Source organism: Alkalicoccus luteus (assembly GCF_052061695.1).
Classification (GTDB): Bacteria; Bacillota; Bacilli; order Bacillales; family Salisediminibacteriaceae; genus Alkalicoccus; species Alkalicoccus luteus.
The window spans coordinates 286,801-311,157 of record NZ_JBPZEY010000002.1; the positions used below are offsets into that span (position 1 = coordinate 286,801).

Genomic DNA, 24,357 nt, shown 5'->3' on the forward strand with positions numbered 1-24,357 from the left:
CCTCATCCATCTCCTTTTTTACCAATAAAAAAAGTACAGCACTACACCTGCGATAGCTGGTATAAAACCAAGGGCATAAAGCCCGATCAGCAAACCAAAATGCAGCTTTTGCTTCTTACGGTTATCATAGCCTTCATCTTCCGGATTTTTCGCGACTTGAATAGTCCAGACCAGCGCGATAATACAAATAATCAAAGCTGGAATAACATAGATCATCATATTTTCGGATGCACTCATATGAAGCTTCCTTTCTCTTCAGGAGCCGGCAGCTCCGCGAGCTTTCGTTCCAACACTATCAGCTGATTCGGATCGCTCAGCAGTTCCAGCCGTTCTTTCTCTTCATATAGCTGTTGCGCTACCGTATTACGGCACTGACTTGACAGCTCTTCCAGCCGTGAAGAAAGCTCCTTTTTTGCCTGCTGTTCCTGGCTGCTGAGAACGAGGGTTACGTTTTCTTCTGCTTCTTTCAGCAACGCCTCTTTCAGCTCTTTCGATTTATTTTGTTCGAAAAAATCGCGCTTTGATTTCACATATTTTTTATATGCTTCAGCATCGTCGACGAGCTGGATCGCAGGGAGTGCGGTATCAATCTGAACGGAAACCGGCGGCTGCTCGATTGAGATCCCTTCCAGACGCGCCTTTAATTCCGCTTCATATTCCTCAAACCATCTTCTGACGATACGCTGAACCGCATAATCGAGCCTCACAGCAGCGGCCGTCCACTCCTGCCGCAGAAATTCTCTTCCGGAGGCTGCCCAGTGGCTGACAGCTTCTGTGAGTTCCTGTTGCAACTCACGCTTGGATTCAGCCTGAAGTACAGAGACATTGACCGCTTCTCCGTAATAATCATTGAGCACGTACTGCATTCGTTTTCGCAAATAAAGAGCCAGCTGCTCCAGTTCTTTATTCGCATCACGGATCATGTACTGAAACGATTCGTGCTTTATCTCGTCAAGAGCAGCATTTACTTTTTCAGCGCGGCGGGAAGAGAGCAAAGTACGTTCCGGACTCTTCATAAGCCGGACGTATTCCGTCATTTCCTGTTCTGCTTCCCGAACTCGATCGTGCATCACGTCGACCGCAATCTGTCTGAGCTGTGCGATAATCTGATCATAGAAGTGAGCTTCAAACTGAGCAAACGAGTCATCTTCCAGCGAGCGGTCAAAAGCGCCGCGCGAGGAAACGCTGTATAGCACAGGGGCAGAAAAGCCTCCGCGTCTCAGCTGTGACACGACATGCTCTTCTACTTCACTGAGCTCGGCTTCGTCACGAGCCAGGTCGGACGCATTTAAAACAAAGTACATTTTATTGTCGGTAAACGATTGATTGATGCTGCTGAGCTGCTGTAAAAAGTACTCATCCGATTTAGAAAACGCATGGTTGTAATACGTAAGATAAAATATTGCGTCCGAGCGCTTTAATTGGTCATAAGCTACGTTCGTATGACGTCCATGTATCGAATTAACGCCCGGCGTATCCGTGAGAGTAATGCCCGCTTCTGTAAGTCTGCATGAATAGTATATCTGAATTTCTTTAATGAGGCATGCGGTCTGCTCAACCGCGGTATACGGCGCCAGGCTGTCTGTTTTTTCAACCTTTACAGTTCCTAGCAGATTCCCCTGTTCTCTTATTGCCGTCTGCAGAATTAATAAATAGTCTGCTGCTGTTTTTCTGCTCTTCGACAAATTCCCGAGAGAGCGGGCATTCCATTTAGGCAGTGAATCAATGTCCAGCTCCAGCTGCAGCGACTGAGCTACTGATTTTATTTCATCTGAAAGCTCCGTTCGATTTTTAAAAATAATCTCCGCAGCTCCATGCTGGTGATCGCCCTCCGGCTTCCGGACGGTATTTACTGTTGCTGTCGTTGGATGAGGGGAAACGGGCATGACAGCTTCCCCCAGCAGTGCATTTGCGAAGCTGGATTTGCCCGCGCTGAATGCCCCGAACAACGAAACGGTATACTCAGCTTTCGTCACCGCGTCTGCAGCCCTCAAAATCCGTTTTGCTGCGCGAGCCGTAATGACGGAATCAGTAAGCTCTTCTGCCCACTCCCGGGTGCGTTCTGCTTCTTGAACAGGCTGCTGCGTAAAGAGCCGTTCTTCGCTGAAGGAGACAGTCTGGCGCTTCGCACCCTCCGGCTTCACAGACAAATCAACGTCTTTCCAAATATCCTGATCATCTTTTGGTATTTCAGCAGAGGCTGTATCTGCAATCAAATCCCGCAACGGCTTTACAGCTCCAGAGCGCGGCTTATGAACTTTTGCCTGCTCAAGCAGCTCCATCTCCTTATCGTTGATAGATAAAATTTGCTGATGAAGCGACTCAATGGTTGAAAACTGATTCATCTTTTCAGCAAGGATGCGGCTTTCCTCTGCCATCTTTTCTTCCAATCCCTCAATGTAAAGCTGAAGCAGCTTGTCCGCCTGTCTTCTAACAGAAGAAACGATTTCACTGTTCATTTGCTTGGAGAGGGTATACAAATATTCGCGGTTCACTGATTTAGACGTAACTTTATCTGCAATAAATGAAGGTTCAATCGTTATATCCAGCTTGTTCATTTCCTCAAGAAAGGTATCCTTATTTTGCAGGCTTCGCACTGGCACATTTCGGAAATAATCCTCGATGTAATAAAGCAGCTGGGACTTTAAATTGTCATTGATTTCAATGGTAAGCTGCCGCAGGCGGTTCTCTTGTTCTTCCTTCGTTTTTTTAGAACTGAACAGCAGTCCAACCTTAAAGCCCGACTGTCTCGATTCTACGTAATTCTCTAATAGCTCCATTGTGTGATAAGGAAGCAGATGGACATTTTCATATAAACGTTTTAATGCATCTTCGTACTTTTCGGTTACATCGTCCGCAAAATGATCAAGCCTTTCTTTTTCAAGCGCAAGGCTTTCTAATTCGAGTACATTTTCCTTCGTATAGCCTTTTTCCGCTGCCTGTTCATAAACTGCCTCACGCGCTTCCTCCATATCGTGGCGAATTCTCTCGGAAAGCGATTCGTAGAAGCCTTTTCGTAAAGCTGCCTCAGCGGAATCCGAAAACGAGCTGCTTTGTTGAAAAACGTTAAACAGCTTGGCACGCAGCTCGTCAAATTGGTTCAGCGGATGATCATGCACCTTCATTGACGTAAAATAAATAGCAGTCGGCTGAATATGCCAAAGCCGCAGCGTTTCTTCCACCTGTTCCAGAAATGCATTTGAGGACAGCTCCGCTTCATGATGTTTATCGACCTGATTGATCACCATAATCACCGGTTTAGCTGCCTGTGAGAGCTGCTTTAAAAAGTGCAAGTTCGTTTCTGATTGAACGTGGTTATAGTCCATGACGTAACAGACAGCGTCGGTTGAATAAAGCTGCTCCATCGTAACTGACGCATGAGTGGGGTCTGTGGAATCCACGCCCGGCGTATCCACGATTACCCCGTTCTCAGACAAAAAGGAAATGGGCGCTTTAATGCGGATATGCTCAATTCGTTCGCCGTCTCTGCCCCATTCTCCAATTTTATCCCACGGCAGCTCTTGGTTAAAACGCTTCAGTACGGCACCGTCAGGACCCGCAAGCTCAAGCGCAGTCTCGCCTTTCGCGATTTTAATAATATTTGCACTCGTTGGAATCGGACTCGTCGGCAGCACCTCGGCACCGAGCAGCCCATTAAGCAGCGTCGATTTACCTGCAGAAAAATGTCCACAGAACGCCAGCTCGAATATGCCGTTTTGCTGCTTGCTTTCTATTTTTTTCAGACGTTCCCGTTCCAGGTCCGTCAGTTCAAGCGTCATTTGTTCCAAAGCCTGTCACTCCCTCCATCGTGTTTCATCGGAACATCCGGGTCATCATCCGGGTGATATTGTCTTCGCCAAGCAGTTTGTTCAGCACAAAGAGAAAAATTGATTTGCGTCCGCATATGTACAGCGGCTTCGGATTCGTATGCCGGCCTATGTTCATTATACACGTCAAAAGCCCTGACTTCTCCGGACTTTTGCGAATTTCTGAGGCGTTAGCCGACAGTTTTTGTTCGAGTTTTCTGTAGGGACCTTTCAAGAGGGTCGCTTTGTCGACGCCTTTTTGCCATATACGTGAATGCATGCTGTCCAATTCAACGTAGACCGAGGCAATTTGCTGAGGCGCTAATTCAATATGAAGGCTTCTGCTCATCCCGTAAAGAGCCGCTTTAGAGGCACCGTAAGCAGAGAGACCCGGGAATGCTGTCCTGCCGCTGATACTGCCGATATGAACGATCGCTGATGGGGAGGCTTCTCTGAGCAGCGGCAGCATTGTGCTCGACAACGCTGCCGCTGCCGTTACGTTCACGCGAAACTGATGCTCGAATCGATCCTCGCTGATTGACTCGAGGACACCTCCTTCACAGATGCCTGCATTGTGAATCAGCATATCCAATTTTCCTCTCTGCTCTTGAAGTGTATGAAACCAAGCTTGCCTGTCTGTTGAATGGGTCACATCTCCAAGAAGTACCGTCACTCCGCAGGCTTTCAAGTCAGCTTGCTGGGCGGCGTTTCGAACGGTTGCATAGACGTCGTTTTCTTCAGCAAGCTTCATGGCCGCAAACCGCCCTAATCCGGACGAACAGCCGGTGATGAGGATCGTTCTGCCCTTCATAACGCATCTTCTCCTTTCACATGCTAAAATAGGTATCAGTCTATACGGAAAGGACTATCACTATGCCGGACATCGTACATAAATTAACAGGACCTGCTGCTTATTTGATGGTCCTGCTTTACTTAATCGACAGCGTGACTCCCCTCGAGATGTACGTCTTGTACGGGATTCTTGCGGCGCTGCTGCTTTTAATCAGCATGCTTTATATTTCGCTCCCTGCCCGCATCATCATCAGTCTGCTGCTGATAACCGGAGCGGTCCTTCACGTTCAGCTGTCTCTTCCATTCACTGTTTGGATCGAAAGCTTCTCGGCTAATGTTAACATTCTTGGACTCTTTTTGTTCGTACCTATCATAGGCTGGTACATGAGCTATACCGGATATTTGGAAGATTTAAAGCAGGTCATCGTCAAACGAGCACGGGAAAAAGGGTCAAAACCGTATCGGACCAGTTTTTTCCTGATGCTGACAACCGGCATGCTGCTTAACTTTGGAGCAATCTCTTTGATCAGGCAGATTGCTGATGAAAGCTTCCAGTCTTTTCATCCCAAAAAACTGACAGTTCACTTAATGAGAGGGTTCGCAGCGTGCATGCTTTGGTCACCCTATTTTGTCAATATCGGCCTTGTGCTGTCCATTTTTCACGTGTCATGGTTTTCTATTGGCTGGGCTGGATTGAGTCTCGCGGTGATTTACAGCATATCTGCTGGTCTCTTCTTAAAAACGTTGCGCTTTACCCATGATCCTCCTTCCGTAAATGATGCAGAATCAGGACGAAAAGCAAGCCTTCTGCCTTTGCTGCGCTTTGCGGCAATTTTTGTCACCTTATCGCTAACCTGGTATGGACTTGCGGAACAGTCAATGATTGCCATTGTCAGCTGGCTGGGACTGCTCGTTCCGATGATCTATGCAAGCCTGAAAGGAGAACTTCCTGGTTTTTTCCGCGAATCAGCCGGTTACATAAGCAGTGCCTTTTCCAGGTTGAAAAATGAAATCGCAGTGTTTATTGCAGCCGGCTTCTTTGGAACCGCGCTGTCGTTCACTGAGACAGGAGCAGTTGTCACAGAAGTTCTCCTCGATCTGACCGGAGGATCTGTTCTGCTGCTGAGCTTTATGATCATGGCAGCTACTGCGGTGCTCGCCATGATCGGAATCCATCCCGTCGTGATTATTATCGGCGTGGGCGGATCTCTCAACTATGAAGCAGCAGGGATGAGCGCTGAATATGCAGCGATGCTGCTCGTGCTGAGCTGGACATGCGCTACCCAAGTTTCTCCGTTCTCAGGTCAAATGCTGATGACAGCGAGATTGATCGGTGTGCGCCCAATCGAGCTGTCAAGACAGAATGCTCTATTTGTCACAGCAAGCGCCATCGCCTCCGGATTTTTGCTCTACTCATTTCACGCATTCAATCTTCTGTAACCGAAAAAGGCTGTCTCATCGATTGATGTGAGACAGCCTTTTTACCGTTTACGCTTTTTCCACGAGCTCATACTCTGAATGACGCAGGACGGTTCTTGGCTTCGTTCCGTCTGCATCTCGCTTTTCCAGCTCAATCGAAATTGAATTGGTATAGGGAGAGATCACTTTTGCAAGTTCTCCTTTATATTCACCTGCAGTAACAAGCACCTGGTCGCCTGACTGCACTAATACTTCCTGCTGTTCTTCCGACATTCCGCTTTCCCCTTTCCTTTTTGACAGTAATCATTGCAAATAATACCTTCTATCCAGGCATAAATCAACCGTTTACGTTCTGGAGCTCGAAATCGTCATCGCATCAAAATTCAGCTTCGCACCGGTCTTTGAAAGAAAATCCAATCCGATGATTCCGTCTGCTTCCATCGGCTGCAGTTCAGCCCTGTAGCCGCTGACTTTCAACGGGCCGATGCTGAAAGCTTCCAGAACAGGATTATCAGTAAGGGACTCATTGAGAACGGTTTTTGCGGAACCGGTATCGATCATGACATGAATAGTGCGATACTCGCCTTCTATTTTCAGACGGGCTTCGGTGTAAATTCTTCCGCCTTCCAATGTCAGATGTTTCATGGTGTCATCCTTTCTATCAAAACGTAATAAACCTTTTCCAGTTTCTATTAAATCAGAAACGAGCTTCTATTTCACCTATTAATGTGCCGGAAATGCAAATCCGTTTATTTTTGAGTATCCGGCACTGTATCAAACTGGATTTTCTGCTGTTTGTTGTTCCACGTCAAACGGGCCTGAAAGGTCGTTTCTCCTCGCTTAAATCCTTTGATCAAGTCCGTGCTCCCGGAACTGAGCAGCTTTTTAATCTGTGCTCTAGGGATAGATTTCTGAAGAATGGTTTTGGAGATCGTAAACGTACAGTTGCTTTTTTTATAGTTTGAACAGCCGACAAATGCGCCGTAATCAAGGGCGGCTCCGCCGCAGAGCGGGCATGCACCAGCTCCGGCCGGTTTTTTAGCTGTTTTTTTAGCAGTCCGCTTTGAGCCTGCTTTTGGAAAGGGATGACGTTCCGCCTGTTTCGGCACCGTCTCAACAAGGTGGCGTACAAAAGCAGTCACCTGCTCAATGAAATAGGCAGACCCTTTTTCAGCTGCGCCAATTTCTTTTAATCGTTTTTCCCACTTTGCTGTCATTTCGGGTGAGGCAAGAAGCGTTCCAGCTACTGCAGCGGCCAGCGCCCGCCCCTTATCGTCGACATACACATTATTTTGACTGACGTGAATATAGCCCCGCTGCTTCAACGTCTGAATGATCCCTGCTCTCGTGGCCTCTGTGCCGATTCCCTCGGTCTCCTTTAAAACAGACGCGTCTTCTGCGCTCAGCAGTTTCCCGCATGTTTTCATTAACGTGATCAAATCACCTTCTGTGTAGCGTTTAGGGGGCTGCGTCTGTTTTTCAACTGTTTCTACGCTCTCAACCTGTACCTCTTCGTTTTTCTGGAGCGGCGGGCCGCTGCGATCCTGCGATTTCACAGGCAGCACCTTGCGCCAGCCTTCATCGATAATCGTTTCAAAGCTGGAAGCATATACAGCTTGACTGGAAACGGTCGTCTCCACTTTCTTGGTGTCAGAAAGCCGTGGCGGATAATGCGCAGCCAGCACCCGCTTCACGATCATATCGTAGAGCTTGCGTTCATCAGGAGAAAGCTTATCGGGCCCTGGCACTTCTTCTGTCGGGATAATGGCGTAGTGATCCGTAACCTTTTCCGGTTTAACACAGCGCTTGTTCGACCGCAGGCTTTTTAACGGAAGCGGGAAATAAGCTGCGTAGTTTGATTGTTGTTCCAGCTGAACGGCAGCTTTTTTAACGGTTTCCGCTTCTTCTGCAGGCAAATAGGGAGAATCCGTCCGCGGATAAGAAATATGACCTTTCGTATACAGCCGCTGAGCTGTATCCAGCGTCTTTTTAGGTGCAAATTTAAATGCCTTATTTGCCTCAGCCTGCAGTGAGGAAAGCGTATAAAGGAGAGGATGGGGGATACGCTTCTGTTTTTCTTCAAGCTTGGTTACTCTGCCAGTTGATCCACGATCTGCAGAAGCTTCTGTCTCAGCTTGCTGTTGGTTTGAAAATGCATAGCTTCCATCCCTCGTTTTCAAGCGGCCCCGGTACGAACCTGCGGCTGCCTGAAAACACGCTTCCACTTCCCAGTACGTTTCCTGCTTAAACGATTCTATTTCTTTCTCACGCTCGTCTATCATACAAAGGACAGGCGTCTGCACCCTTCCAAGTGAGAATACGTCCGTCGAACCGGACTGTTGGAACAGCAGCGTATACAGCCTCGAGGCGTTCATTCCGACAAGCCAGTCCGCATAGGCTCTGCTGACAGCTTCTTCATACAGCGGATAGGTTTCCTGGTCATCCGTCAGCTGCTTAAACGCCTGACGTACAGCTCCTGGAGTGAGTGACTGCACCCAAAGCCGTTTCAACGGTTTTTTTACACTAATTTGATCAAGAATGAGACGGATGATCGCTTCCCCCTCCCGTTCTGCATCTCCTGCATGAATAATCAGCGAGATATCAGACCGGCGCACAAATCGTTCAATTACTCGAAATTCTTTAAAGCGTTTCACTTTGTATTCGAATCTCTCCGGAATCATAGGAAGCGTCTGAAGCGACCACCGCTTCCAGTCGCTTCGGTATCCGTCCGGCGGAATCGGTTCGACCAAATGACCCAGAGCCCATACGACAGCTGCCCCCTCCGGAAATTCCGGAGAGGGTGGCAAGAGCAGATGGTCCTTCTGACGAACCGGCTTAAATGGTGCAGCGAGTTTGGAAGCCTGATCCGGCTTCTCTGCAATAATTAAATACATAGGCGCCTCCCGAACGTACGTTTGACATTAGTATACCGATGAACGGGGGCATGCGCAAGGTTACGAATCCGATCGTTTTTCAGTAAGTCCGGGAGTCTGAGTAATCCGCTCTTCTTTCATCAGTTTACCAAGACCGCGTTTAAATGCCGCTTTACTCATCCCAAAAGCAGCTTCAATTTCTGCCGGAGTCGATTTATCGGTGAACGGCATTTGACCGCCCCGCTGTTCCAGGATCTCCATTATTTTTTCAGCATCCTTTGCCTGAGCAGCGGTGCGTTCATCACGAAGCGTTACATTAATTGTGCCATCTTCTTTAACGTCGATGACGCGAGCTTCTAAAAGCTGGCCTAAACGAGGGGCAAACACAAGCTGGCTGTCATGAATAAATGCCCGCACACCTTCCTCTGTCACCATTGCACAGCCTGCTTCTTTGATGGAATACACGTGCCCCTTTACCGTTGTACCGTACCATTTACGGTCTGCTTTATCACGCTCAGCATCGATCACTGCTTCATAGACAGGCAGCGCTTTTAAGCGTCCTTTACGGTCGTGTCCGAGACAGACAAACAGCTTATCCCCTTTTGCCGGCCAGCGCGTTTTATCTTCCGGGAGATCATCCTTTGATACGAGAATGTCTTTTTCAAGCCCGATGTGCACAAATACGCCGGCATCGATCGCTGATACGACGTAAGCCCAGTCATAGGCTTCTGTCGTAATCGTTGGGATATTCATCGTGGCCTGCAGTTTGCCCGCCTTCGTTTCGTAAACAAAAATGCGTACTTCTTTACCTACCGGTCCTGTAATTTCTGCTTCAGGAAGCAAAAATTCCTGACCCCCCGCTGACACGAATACCCCTTGTTTCGTATGCCGGACAAATTCCGCGTTATGGACGGATCCGGATATCGGTTGCTGATTCATAATTGGCCTCCTGTAAAGTCTGATTGCTGCGTGAACGCAAAAAGAAAAGAGCCAAATTTCGCGAACTAGCGTCGCAGAAGCACCGGCTCTTTCCTGACGTTCCAATTAAATAAGCAGATTAAACAGATCTTCATCTTTATTGATTTCTATATAAGCAAACCCTTTTTTGTCCATTCTGTCAATAAGTGAACTGTAATCTTCCCGATATTTTAATTCAATTCCACACAATACCGGTCCTTTATCACGATTATTCTTCTTCGTGTATTCAAACCGGGTGATATCATCAGTCGGCCCGAGCACATCAATAAGAAATTCGCGAAGAGCACCGGCTCGCTGCGGGAAGTTGACGATAAAATAATGCTTGAGCCCCTGATGGATCATCGAACGCTCTTTCACTTCCTGCATACGGTCAATGTCGTTGTTACCGCCGCTGACGACACATACAACGGCCTTGCCCCGGATTTCATCACGATACTCGTCCAGTGCCGCGATGGAAAGGGCGCCGGCAGGCTCTGCTACGATCGCATTCTCGTTGTATAGATTGAGCATGGTAGAACAAACATGACCTTCCTCTACCAGCGAAATACGGTCTACAATCCGCTTCGAGATATCGTACGTAATCGAACCGACTGTTTTGACAGCTGCACCGTCCACAAATTTGTTGATTTTAGCGAGCGACGTAACCGCTCCTCGTTCCAGCGACGTCTTCATACCGGGAGCACCGGCAGGCTCTACGCCAATAATTTTAGTAGAAGGGGAAATCTCTTTAAAGTAGGTGCCGACACCTGAAACGAGACCTCCTCCGCCGATTCCCATAAATACGTGGGAAACTGGAACGTCAATGTCTTCTAAAATTTCCATTCCTACCGTGCCTTGGCCTGCGATGGTCCGGACGTCGTCGAATGGATGGATAAATGTCATATCCTCTTCCTGTCTGAGCTGATCTGCGGCGGCATATGCATCGTCGAACGTATCACCTGTGAGCACAACATCCACAAACGGCTCGCCGAAAAACTCGACTCTCGACACTTTTTGACGTGGCGTTGTAGACGGCATAAAAATTTTCCCACGCACGCCGAGTGCTTTACAGGAGTATGCGACACCCTGCGCGTGGTTACCCGCACTTGCACAAACGACTCCCCGCTGCAGCTCCTGCTCGGATAGTCCCTGCATTAAATTGTAGGCACCGCGCAGTTTAAACGACCGGACGACTTGGAGATCTTCCCGTTTCAGATAAACATCTGCTTCATATTTATCAGAAAGAATAGCATCCCGCTGAAGAGGCGTTTTCACCACTACATCCTTCAACGCTTGATGCGCCACCAAAATATCTTTCACATGCACGCTCTGTTCGGTCTTTTCCATGGCAGAAGCTCCTCTTCGTTCAAAATATTATGACTAATCTTATCACAGGAAGCCGCTGGAGAAAACAGCGTTGCTGTAACTATTTCAATCAATCGCATATGTAAGCGCTCTCTGCTTGAATACTCTCCTTTACCTTTGCAAAATATGAAGAAAACGGAAGACGTCCGACCCGTTATTCGATTAATATTGCGGGAAGCTGCTATGAAAGCAGCCGGTGTCCGAAATAATCGGAACACCGGCTGCCAAGTGAGCTGCTGGATACGTAATTAAGTTTTAGCTGCAGCTTCCTTATACATATCAGCTAATGTATAGATGCCGTTCTGCATACAGGATGAGCACGCCTCAGTCCAGATATCGGCCGCTGCTTTTGCATCTAGTAAAGCGTGATGCCGACCTTCAGGCACTACATCAAAGTAGCGGCAAAACTCCTCAAGTGTTACTGCGTGTTCAAGTTCATGGATATGCAGTACTGCGAATCTCGTATCGACGATCCGCCTTGAAAGCTTCATTCGGTAAAGCTTCCATAGCGTATGATTTAAAAAGGCTTTCTCATGCGCTGAATGGTGCGCTACTAGCGTACTTTCCGCTGAAAACGACAGGAAATCCTTTACCACTTCCGCAGCTGGCGGTGCGTCTATCAGCTCCTGCTTGGTCAATCCAGTCAGTTTTAACACAGGCTCAGGCGGGTTTTCAGTAAAAATTGGTGAATAAAAGGAGGTTCGCTGCCCCTTTTCCACTCTGACCGCTCCAATAGACAGAATCTTGTCTCCTTTAGCTGGTGAAAAACCGGTCGTTTCCAGGTCTACTACAGTTACTGGCAGCTCCTGAAGCGGGATCGTCAGCTCTTTATGATCACGGCGGTCCCGCTCAAGCTGTCTCGCATAAGCCGCAGCTCCAGCGCTGCTTCCTCCCTTGTGATCATAGACAGCTCCACCAGCAAGTGCGCCGAGCGAACGTCTCCATCTGTCCAGCATGTTCATCCGTTATCACGCTTTCTGTAATACGCCGTTACGTTCCGATAGAGCCGCTTTCCTTCTTTCATAAACTGCTTTACTTTCTCTTTTTCTTCATTCTTTAAGCTTTTCATGTTAAGCAAATGAATCGTTTCGTACGAGTCTTCTTGCGCTACGTGCTGCTGGCGAAATGAAAGTGCCTCTTCAAAAACCCGCGCTGCGGCTTCACCGTTTAATGCTGGCGGCAGCGCACGCAGCCTGGCGGGCGTATGCTGCTCGTTTACTTTTTCAAACACCGCGCCAATACGGGCAGCGTGTACGAAAGGAAATAGAATGGATTCCTTGTAATTAATATTCCCCTTGATATCCGTTATAACTTGACCGAACATGTTGCGACGCTTGCGTCGAAAGCTTGTGTTAGCGATAATTCGATCCATCAGCTCAGGCCTGAAGCGAACAGAATCGGTAATGATCTGCTTCATTTTTTCAGCATGGGCCGATCCCGACAACGTTCTCGCGTCCATGAAAATCATTAAATACCGGACAGCCTCCCAGTCGGGCTGATCCAGCCATGTGGACAGCTGCGCTTCCATAGACGACAGGTTTCTGCACCAGAGCGGATTGCTGCTCATCACCTTGCCTTCGCAGTACGGATACCCCGCGTGATAGAGCGCTTCTGCTACGCGTTCACCAAGCTTCAAAAAAGCATCGCTATCGTTCTTTCCTTCATACAATATCCCGTGATCCTGATCGCTGAAGGCTGCCTGTTCGCCTCTCCCTGCACTGCCCATCACATAAAATGAGCACGGGGAAGGAAGCGGGCCATGATCGTCTTCGAATAGGGAAAGTTGTTCCTTAAACAGCTGCTCTATCCGTCGGTCGTGCCATACGTTTACTTCCTCCCAGGAAACGGAAGGATCCTGCAGGGAAATTCCCTGCAGGAACGGATTATTTGAAGCGGTTATTTGCTCCATCAGGCACCGTGCTTCTTCACGGTTTCTGATGCCTTCTCCATGTTCTCCGGATAACCGTAGCTGCCGTGCTCACTCATATCAAGACCCACAAGCTCTTCCTCTTCAGATACGCGCAGGCCGCCAAGCACCTTGTCCAGCACCTTCAAAATAATGAAAGCAACTGCAAATGCGTACAGTCCTGAAACAGCTACCCCTGTGAATTGAACACCAAGCTGAGTCAGACCACCACCGTAAAACAATCCCGGAAGGCCGCCGTTCATCGCCGCGAGATCAGGAGTGGCGAAAAATCCGGTTGAAAGAGTTCCCCAAATACCTGCAACACCGTGAACAGAAAGAGCAAAGATCGGATCATCAATTTTTGCTTTGTCAAAAAACACCATACTGAAATGTACAATCAAGCCGGCGATTACACCGATAATAACGGCGGCCCAAGGGGCGACAAATGCCGTTGAAGCAGTGATAGCCACGAGTCCGGCGAGCGCACCATTTAACATCGTCGGAATATCATTTCTTCCAGTCATCGCAGAAACGATAAACATTGCTGCAATCGCACCCGCTGCTGCTGCAAGCTGAGTTGTAAGCGCGACGTATCCGAAAAATGCACCATCCACGCCAAGCGTAGATCCGCCGTTAAATCCAAACCAGCCTACCCAGAGAATCAGCACACCAAGAGCTGTATACACCTGGTTGTGACCAGCAAGATTGTTGGATGTGCCGTCGCTGTTGAATTTCCCGATACGCGGCTTTAAGATAATCGTTGCTGCAAGTGCCGCCAAAGCACCAGTTAAGTGCACGACTGTAGATCCAGCGAAGTCCTGTTTGCCAAGTCCCGCAAGCCACCCGTCTCCCCAGATCCAGTGCGCGACGACCGGGTAAATGAATGCGGAAAATGCGATAGCAAATAGAATATAAACAGATAATTTCGCACGTTCTGCAAATCCGCCAAATGCGATCGTCAGCGCGATGGCTGCAAATGCCAGCTGAAAGATAAAGTCAACAGATCCGGCAAGGCCATCTACGGTAGATTCAAAATCACCATAGAAGAAATCAGACATTCCGATAAACAAGTTGCCTTCCCCGTAAATAAAACCGTACCCGACTGCCCAGAAAACAAGTGATGCAATCCCCACTGTAAAAATCGTTTTACCGGCAATATGCCCGGCGTTTTTCATTCTCGTCGATCCGGCCTCGAGGAGTATGAATCCCCCCTGCATCAGCAGGACTAGAGCAAAGCATACGATAATCCATACATTATTCATGAGAAACAATTCGTCCATCCCATTCACACTCCCTGAGTTTATTTCTGTCAGCTAATGTGCCAACAGCTATGTACCTCAGTATAGCGCCGGAATTTTCTGACACAACGAAAATGTCAGATAATATAACATGGTATTTCACGGACATTTATAAGTGACAGACAAGGAAATGTACGGCCTCCAGTCGTGTAAGCGCTCTCTGACTGCGATCACCTCAATTCGCATATTTATACTTTTTATACTGGTATTCTGCATACCCTGTTCCGAGTAATACTCCTATAACGATGAGCAAAAAGCTGGCACCCTGATAGACCGTAATCGTTTCTCCTAAAAAAAGCCAAGAGCCGCCCAACGCGAAAAATGGAACGAAATTGTTAAACACCGCCGTCTGGGAAGGGCCTATTTTTTGAATAGCCCGGTTAAATAAGATGTGACCGGCACCTGTAGCCAGCAGAGCAGAACTGAAAAACACGGTCCAGACAGCTGCAGTATGAGGTTGAAAAACTGTTTCTCCCCCTCCTGTTACAAAGCTGAGCCCGATCAGAACAATCGAACCTGCCAAGAGCATATACGCAGTCATCGCACCAGCCGGAAGAGATATCGATGCTTGTCGAATTAAAATGAAAGAGAATGCCTGGGAGATCATAGAAAGAAAGATCAGCAGATCGCCGCCGGCTGCAGCACTCAATGCTTCGTTAGACGGAATAATGATCAGCATCACGCCTGAAAACCCTATAAGAATACCCACTATACGGAGAAGGTTCAGCCGCTCACGCAGCAGAACTGCTGCAAAAACAGCGGTAGTAACCGGGATGAGTCCGAGTATTAAGGAGGCATTGCCAGCAGTTGTATTTAGCAATCCCCACGCCAATAGAGAATGGTGCAGCACTTGACCAAATAATGCCGCTGCTCCAATCAGAAGGATTTCTTTTCGATTCGGCTTCTTCAACTCTTTTAATACGTATAGAATAGCGAGCGCAGCAATTCCGGCCGCTCCAATTCTAACTCCTTGCATTTGAACAGGGTGCATGACGTCTACCAGGTATTTCACTGCTACGACATTCAACCCCCACACGATCATGACGAACATGAGTGTTGCGTAAACGGAAAAATGCTTCAATCTTCTTCCCTCCAGTTACGACCGGCAGAGACGGATGACGCTGCCGGAATAAATATGATATGTTATAAGCTGACACATGACGTTCGCAGGAAAGGGGCCCGCAGACATGATTAAGGAAATCTTCGTACTGCGGAGCATCGGTTGTTTAAGTATCGTTCTTCTTCACAGTATTTTCATAGGCATCGATTCCATGACAATCCGTGAAATGGGAGAACTTTCTGCCATTTTTTTTGATTCCATTCAAATGATTTTGTACTATGGTACGCCGATGTTCATTTTTATATCCGAGTTTTTAATTGCATATTCGTACCGGAACCGGGAGCTTCCGGATTATTTCCTGAAGAAACGGCTACGCTTCATCTTAATTCCATTCGTAGTGATGGGCATTTTTTATGCACTGCCTTTTTTCGCCCAAGGGATTCAGACAGGCTTTACAAAAGTCGCCTTGAATATCGTTGTCGGTGATTACCACGGCTACTTCATCCTAATTATTTTTCAATTTTATTTGGTCCATTATTTGCTTCACTCCAGACTGAAGCGATGGAAACCATCTATCGTGCTTCCAGTCGCCTTCGGTATTAACGCCGCTTATTTACTTTTTTTTAATTACTCTTCTCCGCCTGAAGGTCTTCTGTACGGCGAGTACATTTGGGAGCGATTTTACTGGGTGCCAATGTTTGGATGGGTGTTTTATTTTGCGGTAGGTTACTATGCCGGGATGCACTTTGAACGCTTTTCCGCTTTTATCCGCTCATGGCGGGTGCTGTTCATCATTGGACCTGTGTTAACGAGTGCGATGCTTTTATTTTTCTATCATTCGGGGATTCTCACCGTGCACAGCTCAAAAAGGACCGATATCTTGATTCATACGCTGATGTGCAGCTTCTTTCTGTTTTATATTACATCTACATTGAAAGCACTGCCGCCGTTCCTTGAATTTATCAGCCGCTATTCATTTGGCATTTATCTGCTTCACTATTTTTATATTTTTCTGCTTGATTTTCTATTTCAGCTGTACCCGCTGCCAATCGGCTTCTTTTACATTATCATTTTATTTATTTTCAGCCTGACAGCTTCCATCGCAACCATTATAATGATGAACAAATGGAAATACGGATACATGATCATTGGTCAAATCGGTGCTCCATATAAATCACCTCAATAAAAATCCCTTCAGGCTGCACGTGCAGCCTGAAGGGATTTTTTCTTGCGCGTTCGTGCGTTTAAGACCGCCTGGCATCAAGCACGAGCTGAAGCAGCTGCAAACGCTGCAAGTCGTTGACCGCACTTCGTGTCAGCTGAAACGCCAATCTGTTGCTGTCGACCCTGTGCACAAAAACGAGATCCAGCTCTGGAATAATATCAATCGATTGGCCGTAGCGCCCCACTGCAGAGTACATGTTGTAATCGCTGTAAGGAGGAACAGAAGCCGTCCACCATAAGTAGCCGTAGTCAAACACCGTATTGGAAGGTACTTCTTTTTGAACAGACGTGCTTTCCTCGATCCACCATTGCGGAACAATCTGCTCTCCATTCCACTCCCCCTTCTGCAAGTAAAGCTGACCGAATCGTGCCATATCTCTTGCTGAGAGCTGAAATAAGTATGAGGGATGACGTGACCGGCGGTTCTCATATTTATAATTAGTATTGGCCAGATCAAAATCTTCCATTCCGAGCGGTTCCGCAATGCGGTCATTGAAATCTACAAACACATCACGTTCGGGAATAGCGTTGTAAATCGTCCCAAGAACATTAAAATCCCAATTATTGTAATAATAAAACTCTCCAGGAAGATGACTCCCCCGGGATGGCCTTGCAAAGCGCATTCCCCAGGATTCTTCTCCTGCAGGCAGGTATACTCCAGAGCTCGAAGACATCAAATGCGACAGCTGCGCCTGTCTTTCAATTGTCGTAAGCGGAGGCTGATCATCGATTTCCAGCTGCTCGAGCGTATCAGTCAGAGCAGCATTTCCTCGATCAATTTCAATTCCGAACAAAGCTGATAGAAAGCTTTTACGGACAGAGTGCGCATTCGTATTCTTCGTTACATCTCCCCAGCTTAACAGCACTTTCCCCTCAGAAATCACCATTAGCGAGGTGCTGTTAATCGAATCGTAATAAATTCTTGCCTGATCGAGCGCCTCTCTGCTGAAACCTGCCTCCTCAACAGAATCGTGATACTCCCAAGTTGACTCTGCTCCTTCTTCGATTGAATAATATACGTACATAAATAATCCCACCAATACAGCGATGATGATCGTGAGAGCGGCAATTATCTGATTGAACAACCCTATCATTCCTCTGCCTGACATCGTGTTTCTTAAATATACCAGAATACGCAGTCCTTGACGAATTAGCGGGGGCCTGATAGGTTTATTATCATCTGTTAATACGTTGCAACGAAGGCTGTGGGGTTACTACAGCTGGAGCAGCTTCTGGAGAGACTGCCGGCTGGCAGCGCCGAAGGGTTCACAATCTCAGGCACCCGGACAGAAGATACAGCTGCCAGAAGGCGGTTTGTATGTTTATGCCGGCATTTTGCCGGCTTTTTTGATGCAGTTAGACTGAAAAGCAGAAAGGATGTTTATCATGGAATCAACTCGCGCCGTCATTAGTGTCGTAGGTAAAGATCAAGTTGGCATTATTGCTGATGTCACCGCTGTGCTGAAGGAGCATAAAATTAACGTACTCGATATTTCCCAAACGATCCTGCAGGATTTTTTCACGATGATGATGCTCGTAGACTTGTCGAAGACAGCATCAATGCAGGAAATTGAAGCAGCTTTGGAACAGACAGCTAAAAAACTCGGTCTGACTATTCATATTCAGCGTGAAGATCTGTTTAAGCATATGCACAGAATTTAAGGAGGGCCCTGTCATGAATATCGGCTTCAATGAAATTCAGGAAACAATCAGAATGGTGCGAATGGAAGAGCTTGATATCCGCACTATTACGCTAGGCATAAACTTGATGGACTGTGCAGGAGATTCACAGGAAGCTATGCGTGCCAATGTTTATAACAAAATAACAACGTCAGCTGCCACCCTTACCCAAACGGCGGACGATATTTCACAGGAGTACGGCATTCCTATTGCGAATAAACGAATTTCTGTGACGCCCTGCTCGCTGCTTCTTGGCGGAGCCTCAAAAGAAGACGCGATCAAACTGGCAGAAACGCTGGATGCAGCAGCACGCGATACAGGTGTAGACTTCATCGGCGGATTTTCCGCAATGGTCCATAAGGGCATTTCCAAAGGCGATGCGGTGCTGCTTGAAGCCCTCCCGGAAGCACTTAGCACGACGGAACGCGTTTGCGCCTCTGTGTCTGCCGCTACAACGAAAGCGGGCATTAATATGGATGCTGTATCAAGGTTAGGACACATCATTAAGCGGGCTGCTGATCTTTCCGCCGACAACAGTGGCCTCGCCAATGCCAAATTCGTCGTATTCTGCAACCCCGTGGAAGACAATCCATTTATGGCCGGTGCTTTTCACGGTACTGGCGAAGCAGATAAAGTGCTGAATGTTGGTGTAAGCGGTCCTGGAGTCGTGCTTCACGCGTTAAAGCGGCACCCGGATGCCGACCTCGGCGAGGTATCTGACATTATTAAACGAACAGCATTTAAAATTACGAGAGCCGGTGAACTGATGGCAAGAGAAGCCGCTGACCGGCTTGGGGTCCCTTTTGGGATCATGGATCTTTCACTCGCTCCGACAAATGCTGCCAATGATTCCGTAGCTGAAATTTTGGAGGAAATTGGACTGGAGCGCGTCGGCACCCATGGAACGATTGCAGCACTTGCCATGATGAATGACGCTGTAAAAAAGGGCGGTGCGATGGCAAGCTCTTATGTAGGCGGTCTTTCCGGCGCATTTATACCGGTTTCAGAAGATAACGGAATGATCAAGGGTGTTCAGGATGGAGCGCTCTCTCTAGACAAATTAGAAGGCATGACGAGCGTATGTTCTGTCGGTCTCGATATGATTGCTGTTCCCGGTAACGTAGAAGCCGCTTCTCTTTCCGGTTTAATCGCGGATGAAATGGCAATCGGGATGATCAACAAGAAAACGACTGCTGTTCGGGTCATTCCTGTACCGGGGGCGAAAGAAGGAGATATGATCGAGTTTGGCGGTCTCTTAGGACGTGCTCCGGTGATGGGCCTGAATCCATTTAAGTCAGATAAAATGATGCAGCGCGGAGGCCGAATCCCTGCCCCTCTTCAATCTCTTATCAATTAACGGCACCTTTTCTGCAAAGGTTATTGACAGATATCCAATTTTTCTGAATAATATATCTTAATCATTCCCGTTTGAGATAAGTATGCCTCCTCTCCCCCTTAGCAGAGAGCACTTTCACGGCTGAAAGAAGTGCAGGGTGCGATGAGTCTGAACCTGCTCGGAACGGACAACCTCATAAGAAACTGGAAAGCAGGGTCTGTAAAGACCAATAAAGGTGGTACCGCGGGAGGCCCCCGTCCTTTTTCAGGACGGGGGCCTCTGCTGTTTGTACCGGAAAGGATGTCAGCTAAGATGCAACGAAAACGTATTGTACTTAAAATAGGCTCCAGCTCATTAACAGAAGGAGATGGCACGCTCTCCCCTGTCAAAATGGCTGCTTTCTGTCACGCAATCGCTGGACTTCGGCATGCAGGACATGAGCTGCTCATCGTTTCATCCGGAGCAGTAGCGGCCGGTTTCCGGGATATAGGCTATGCCTCCAGACCTGCAACCGTCCGGGCACGACAAGCTGCTGCTGCAGCTGGCCAGGCACTTTTAATGCAGCATTACCGGTTCCAGCTCCAGCATTACAATATCATCCCTGCCCAGCTATTGGTGACACGCTCGGATTTTACAGAGGAAAAGAACTTTCAGAATCTTCATGCAGCAATCGAAGAGCTCTTGAGCAGAAAAATCCTTCCTATTCTGAACGAAAATGATTCCACGGCTGTTGATGAACTGACCTTCGGAGACAACGACATGCTTAGCGCCCTGGTAAGTGGTGCGATGCACGCTGATCTGCTCATGCTGCTTACCGATGCAGACGGTGTATATTCAGCAGATCCCAAGGAAGATCCTGAAGCATTCAAATACGACGAACTCCAAACCATTCCAGAACAGCTTTTACGTGCACCGTCCCGATCTGCGCTTGGAACCGGCGGCATCGGTACAAAGCTGTCGGCATGCCGCGCCGCTGCTGATACAGGAGTGGAGGCGTATGTCGGCACATTGAGCAGTACAGAAGAATTGATTCAGGCAAGCGAAGGAAATGGAACCGGTACCTACATCCGCCGCAAGTCCAGCCGCGTTATGCGGACCCGCCGACAGTGGATCGCTTATCACGCTTCAGCGTCGGGCTCTCTTTTTGTCGACGAAGGAGCTGCTGATGCTGTTCTAAACCGCGGTGCCAGCCTGCTGACTGTTGGCATCAGCAGAATCGAAGGTGACTTTTTCAGAGGGGACATCGTCGATGTATATGCCGGATCGCGAAAAATAGGCAGAGGCCGTGTGCTCATTGATCATATGCAATTGGCTGATACGAACAGCGAAGCAGCAATTGCTGTGCACCGGGACGAATGGGTTTCTTTCAGCTGACACATTATTTTAATTCCTTATAAAGGAGAGACGTATTATGACAGAAGTAGAACGTAAAGCTCCTGCAGCTCGCCAGGCATCGATAAAGCTGAGCACCACTTCCGATCAGCAGCGTCAAGACTTGCTGTATGCCATTGCTGCTGTCCTTTTGGAGCAGCAGGAACATATATTACATGCGAACAAACTGGATCTCGCTGAAGCAGAAAAAGCCGGGCGTGATGCTGCTTACCTGGACAGACTCGAAATAAACGATACGAGGCTTGCAGATCTTGCGGACGCCGTGACTTCTGTTGCTGAATTAGAAGATCCGCTTGGCACCACGCTTCGCAGCTGGACGCGGCCTAACGGTTTGTCGATCCGGGAAGTATCTGTACCGCTCGGTGTGATTGCGGCTGTATTTGAAGCACGCCCAAATGTTACCGCAGATATCAGTGCTCTTGCACTTCGTACGGGAAATGCTGTCCTGCTGAGAGGCAGCAGATCAGCCATCAACACGAATAAAGCTCTTACCGCGGCCATACAACGAGGTTTGCAGAATTCCTCCCTTCCACAAGAAGCCGTGCAGCTGATTGAATCACCAGAGCGCTCTGCCACGACAGAATTAATGGAGGCCTCTGAATGGATAGATGTTCTCATTCCAAGAGGCGGTAAAGAGCTCATTAATAAAGTCGTCCGTGAATCACACGTTCCGGTTATTGAAACTGGTGCAGGCAACTGTCATGTCTACATTGATAAGGATGCGGATGCGGAGCTTGCACGAAAAATAGCGGTAGATGCAAAGGTGCAGCGACCATCTGTTTGCAACGCTGCTGAAACACTTCTGGTCGAGGCTTCCTGGGCTGAACAGCACTTAGCTGAGCTCATTGATTCATTAAGCAGCCACGGCGTAACACTCAGAGGCTGTGAAACAACAACCTCACTGGACCAACGAGTGTATGCTGCTCAAGAAGAAGATTGGGAGACGGAATATTTAAACCTGACAGCGGCCATTAAAATTGTTCAGGACGTGCATGAAGCATGCGCACATATCAGTAAATGGGGCACGAAGCACTCTGAAGCGATCATTACTGAGAATCCGGAAGCAAAAGACCTTTTTTTCCAAACTGTTGATGCCAGCACGCTCTACCATAATGCTTCTACGAGATTCACCGACGGCTTCGAGTTTGGCCTGGGGGCGGAAGTAGGCATCAGCACTCAAAAGCTCCATGCACGCGGTCCTATGGGACTTCAGGCGCTGACTACCGTAAAATATCTCGTTGAAGGAAATGGACAGTGTAAAGGTAGTCTTTCTTATTAACTACGCTTGCCCTCCTACTTCTGAAAAAGTACGACGTGTTATTTCGCATTCTTTATGCTATACTTGTACGGATGTAAACTTATCGAAGACAGGAGCGTATGCGAAGCATGAAAGTACGAAACGATTTACGGAACATCGCCATTATTGCACACGTTGACCACGGGAAAACAACGCTGGTAGACGAACTGCTAAAACAGTCAGGCACTTTCGGCGATCATGAACAGGTATCTGAACGGGCAATGGACAACAATGACATTGAGAAAGAACGAGGAATCACCATTCTCGCTAAAAACACAGCGGTGAAATTTGAAGATAAGCGTATTAATATTCTTGATACGCCCGGACACGCTGATTTTGGCGGCGAAGTTGAACGAATTTTAAAAATGGTGGACGGCGTTCTTCTAGTCGTAGATGCATTTGAAGGCTGTATGCCCCAGACACGTTTCGTGCTGAAAAAGGCACTGGAACAGAAGCTTACCCCTGTCGTAGTGGTAAATAAAATCGACCGGCCTATGGCCCGTCCGGATGAAGTCGTTGACGAAGTCCTTGATCTGTTTATCGAGCTTGATGCAGACGAAGATCAGCTTGAATTCCCGGTCGTTTATACGTCTGCTGTCAACGGTACTTCCAGTATGACTCCCGAGGACCAGCAGCCAAGCATGGACGCTGTGTTCCATGCAATCACGGAACACGTGCCGGCTCCGGTTGATAACACAACGGAACCTTTCCAATTTCAAGTAACTATGCTTGATTATAATGACTATCTTGGCCGGATCGGTGTCGGACGCGTCTTTCGAGGTACAATGAAAGTCGGCGACCAAGCTAAACTCCTGAAACAAGACGGCTCGGAAAAATCATTCCGCATTACGAAAATGTTCGGCTTTTTCGGATTGAAGAAAGAGGAAATCCAATCTGCAGAAGCTGGTGATCTCGTTGCACTAGCCGGTATTGAAGATATTATGGTCGGTGATACGATCTGCCCTCCTGAAAATCCGGAGCGCCTGGAAGTCGTGCGAATTGATGAGCCTACGCTGCAAATGACGTTTCTCGTAAACAATAGCCCGTTTGCCGGCCGTGAGGGTGATTATGTCACATCTCGTAAAATCGAGGCACGTTTGCTTACGCAGGTGGAAACCGACGTCAGCCTTCGCGTTGATCCTACCTCCTCCCCTGACGCCTGGACTGTATCAGGCCGTGGTGAGCTTCATCTTTCCATCCTCATTGAAAACATGAGACGGGAAGGATACGAACTGCAGGTATCCAAGCCTGAAGTTATTATTAAAGAGGTTGACGGTGTTGACTGCGAGCCGTTTGAGAGCGTTCAAGTTGACGTGCCGGAAGACTATACCGGTTCTGTCATGGAATCTCTTGGTGAGCGAAAAGGCGAAATGCTCAACATGATCAATAAAGGAGACGGTCAGGTCCGCCTCGAATTCCTCGTACCTTCGAGAGGGCTTATCGGTTATTCTACTGAGTTTATGTCTCAGACAAAAGGCTACGGTATTATCAACCATTCGTTTGACAGCTACCGCCCTGTTGCTAAAGGGTATGTCGGCGGGCGACGTCAAGGCGTTCTCGTTTCGATGGAAACCGGTAAATCAACCGGCTATGGCATGCTGCAGGTTGAAGACCGCGGTATCCTGTTCCTTGAGCCTGGAACAGATATATACGAAGGCATGATTGTCGGAGAGCATAACCGCGACAACGACCTGACTGTTAACATCACGAAGATGAAGGCGCAAACGAACATCCGCTCCGCTACCAAGGAGCAGACTGTAACGATGAAGCGTCCTCGAGTTCTCACTCTTGAAGAAGCGCTTGAATTTCTAAATGAAGATGAGTACTGCGAAATTACACCGGAATCAATTCGGCTAAGAAAGAAAGTGCTCGATAAGAGCATGCGCGAACGTGAAGAAAAACGTAAAAAGCTAGCAGCGAAAAACTAGTCACTTAAAAACAGGAACCCAGCT

20 protein-coding genes and 1 riboswitch are annotated in these 24,357 nt (G+C 47.9%); of the genes, 7 read left to right on the forward strand and 13 right to left on the reverse strand.

Translation table 11 applies throughout. The features are described from left to right. Positions 1 to 18 precede the first annotated feature (18 nt). Genes ACSZLD_RS03660 through ACSZLD_RS03670 form a run of 3 tightly spaced genes read right to left on the reverse strand, consistent with a single transcriptional unit; the run spans position 19 to position 4,617 of the window. Positions 19 to 237 (reverse strand): hypothetical protein, encoded by a 219-nt coding sequence (locus tag ACSZLD_RS03660; RefSeq protein WP_377908379.1) that lies wholly within the window; start codon positions 235 to 237, stop codon positions 19 to 21. Continuing rightward, positions 234 to 3,779 (reverse strand): dynamin family protein, encoded by a 3,546-nt coding sequence (locus ACSZLD_RS03665; RefSeq protein ID WP_444684305.1) that lies wholly within the window; start codon positions 3,777 to 3,779, stop codon positions 234 to 236. The genes ACSZLD_RS03660 and ACSZLD_RS03665 overlap by 4 nt, the downstream gene beginning before the upstream one ends. Positions 3,780 to 3,813: 34 nt before the next feature. Continuing rightward, complete coding sequence (locus ACSZLD_RS03670; RefSeq protein ID WP_444684250.1) at positions 3,814 to 4,617, reverse strand: SDR family NAD(P)-dependent oxidoreductase; 804 nt, start codon at positions 4,615 to 4,617, stop codon at positions 3,814 to 3,816. 62 nt (positions 4,618 to 4,679) lie between these two features. On the opposite strand from ACSZLD_RS03670, the gene ACSZLD_RS03675 reads away from it, so the two are divergent. Then, on the forward strand, positions 4,680 to 6,038 hold the full coding sequence (locus ACSZLD_RS03675) for a hypothetical protein (RefSeq protein WP_444684251.1): 1,359 nt from the start codon (positions 4,680 to 4,682) through the stop codon (positions 6,036 to 6,038). A gap of 48 nt (positions 6,039 to 6,086) precedes the next feature. On the opposite strand, the gene ACSZLD_RS03680 is transcribed toward ACSZLD_RS03675, so the two are convergent. The 9 genes from ACSZLD_RS03680 to ACSZLD_RS03720 all read right to left on the reverse strand — a co-directional run bounded on the left by ACSZLD_RS03680 (position 6,087) and on the right by ACSZLD_RS03720 (position 15,497). Beyond that, positions 6,087 to 6,290, reverse strand: a complete 204-nt coding sequence (locus ACSZLD_RS03680) for a KOW motif-containing protein (RefSeq protein WP_444684252.1) — start codon at positions 6,288 to 6,290, stop codon at positions 6,087 to 6,089. A gap of 72 nt (positions 6,291 to 6,362) precedes the next feature. Then, entirely contained in the window at positions 6,363 to 6,662 is a 300-nt protein-coding gene (locus ACSZLD_RS03685; RefSeq protein ID WP_377908384.1) for a pepsin/retropepsin-like aspartic protease family protein, read from the reverse strand. Between the two features lie 104 nt (positions 6,663 to 6,766). After that, on the reverse strand, positions 6,767 to 8,911 hold the full coding sequence (locus tag ACSZLD_RS03690) for a type IA DNA topoisomerase (RefSeq protein WP_444684253.1): 2,145 nt from the start codon (positions 8,909 to 8,911) through the stop codon (positions 6,767 to 6,769). A 60-nt stretch (positions 8,912 to 8,971) separates the two neighbouring features. Next, on the reverse strand, positions 8,972 to 9,829 hold the full coding sequence (locus tag ACSZLD_RS03695) for a CvfB family protein (protein ID WP_377908386.1): 858 nt from the start codon (positions 9,827 to 9,829) through the stop codon (positions 8,972 to 8,974). A gap of 105 nt (positions 9,830 to 9,934) precedes the next feature. Then, positions 9,935 to 11,194, reverse strand: a complete 1,260-nt coding sequence (ilvA, locus tag ACSZLD_RS03700; RefSeq protein WP_444684254.1) for a threonine ammonia-lyase IlvA — start codon at positions 11,192 to 11,194, stop codon at positions 9,935 to 9,937. 266 nt (positions 11,195 to 11,460) lie between these two features. Continuing rightward, the gene (locus ACSZLD_RS03705) at positions 11,461 to 12,174 is read right to left on the reverse strand and encodes an exonuclease domain-containing protein (protein ID WP_377908390.1); all 714 of its coding nucleotides are present in this window, start codon (positions 12,172 to 12,174) and stop codon (positions 11,461 to 11,463) included. Further along, a complete protein-coding gene (locus ACSZLD_RS03710) occupies positions 12,171 to 13,121 on the reverse strand; it encodes a DUF294 nucleotidyltransferase-like domain-containing protein (protein ID WP_444684255.1) in 951 nt (316 codons plus the stop codon). The genes ACSZLD_RS03705 and ACSZLD_RS03710 overlap by 4 nt, the downstream gene beginning before the upstream one ends. Continuing rightward, on the reverse strand, positions 13,121 to 14,398 hold the full coding sequence (locus ACSZLD_RS03715; RefSeq protein WP_444684256.1) for an ammonium transporter: 1,278 nt from the start codon (positions 14,396 to 14,398) through the stop codon (positions 13,121 to 13,123). Before ACSZLD_RS03715 ends, ACSZLD_RS03710 begins: the two co-directional genes overlap by 1 nt. A gap of 193 nt (positions 14,399 to 14,591) precedes the next feature. Then, the gene (locus tag ACSZLD_RS03720) at positions 14,592 to 15,497 is read right to left on the reverse strand and encodes a DMT family transporter (protein ID WP_444684257.1); all 906 of its coding nucleotides are present in this window, start codon (positions 15,495 to 15,497) and stop codon (positions 14,592 to 14,594) included. A gap of 106 nt (positions 15,498 to 15,603) precedes the next feature. Between ACSZLD_RS03720 and ACSZLD_RS03725 the strand changes: the two genes are divergently transcribed. Further along, complete coding sequence (locus ACSZLD_RS03725; protein ID WP_377908395.1) at positions 15,604 to 16,662, forward strand: acyltransferase family protein; 1,059 nt, start codon at positions 15,604 to 15,606, stop codon at positions 16,660 to 16,662. 58 nt (positions 16,663 to 16,720) lie between these two features. Here ACSZLD_RS03725 and ACSZLD_RS03730 read toward each other — a convergent pair whose 3' ends face one another. Beyond that, positions 16,721 to 17,725 carry a serine hydrolase domain-containing protein gene (locus ACSZLD_RS03730; protein WP_444684258.1) on the reverse strand — a complete coding sequence of 335 codons (1,005 nt, stop codon included), beginning with the start codon at positions 17,723 to 17,725 and terminating at the stop codon, positions 16,721 to 16,723. Between the two features lie 197 nt (positions 17,726 to 17,922). Beyond that, a riboswitch (glycine riboswitch) is annotated at positions 17,923 to 18,000 on the forward strand. A gap of 86 nt (positions 18,001 to 18,086) precedes the next feature. On the opposite strand from ACSZLD_RS03730, the gene ACSZLD_RS03735 reads away from it, so the two are divergent. From ACSZLD_RS03735 to typA, 5 genes are all read left to right on the forward strand, one after another. Continuing rightward, positions 18,087 to 18,362 (forward strand): ACT domain-containing protein, encoded by a 276-nt coding sequence (locus ACSZLD_RS03735; protein WP_377908397.1) that lies wholly within the window; start codon positions 18,087 to 18,089, stop codon positions 18,360 to 18,362. A gap of 13 nt (positions 18,363 to 18,375) precedes the next feature. Then, entirely contained in the window at positions 18,376 to 19,737 is a 1,362-nt protein-coding gene (locus ACSZLD_RS03740) for a PFL family protein (RefSeq protein ID WP_444684259.1), read from the forward strand. A gap of 291 nt (positions 19,738 to 20,028) precedes the next feature. After that, on the forward strand, positions 20,029 to 21,090 hold the full coding sequence (proB, locus tag ACSZLD_RS03745) for a glutamate 5-kinase (RefSeq protein ID WP_444684260.1): 1,062 nt from the start codon (positions 20,029 to 20,031) through the stop codon (positions 21,088 to 21,090). 37 nt (positions 21,091 to 21,127) lie between these two features. Next, positions 21,128 to 22,387: a glutamate-5-semialdehyde dehydrogenase gene (locus tag ACSZLD_RS03750; protein ID WP_444684261.1), complete on the forward strand. Its 1,260-nt coding sequence runs from the start codon at positions 21,128 to 21,130 to the stop codon at positions 22,385 to 22,387. Between the two features lie 107 nt (positions 22,388 to 22,494). Continuing rightward, entirely contained in the window at positions 22,495 to 24,333 is a 1,839-nt protein-coding gene (typA, locus tag ACSZLD_RS03755) for a translational GTPase TypA (RefSeq protein WP_377908401.1), read from the forward strand. The last annotated feature ends 24 nt before the right edge of the window (positions 24,334 to 24,357 follow it).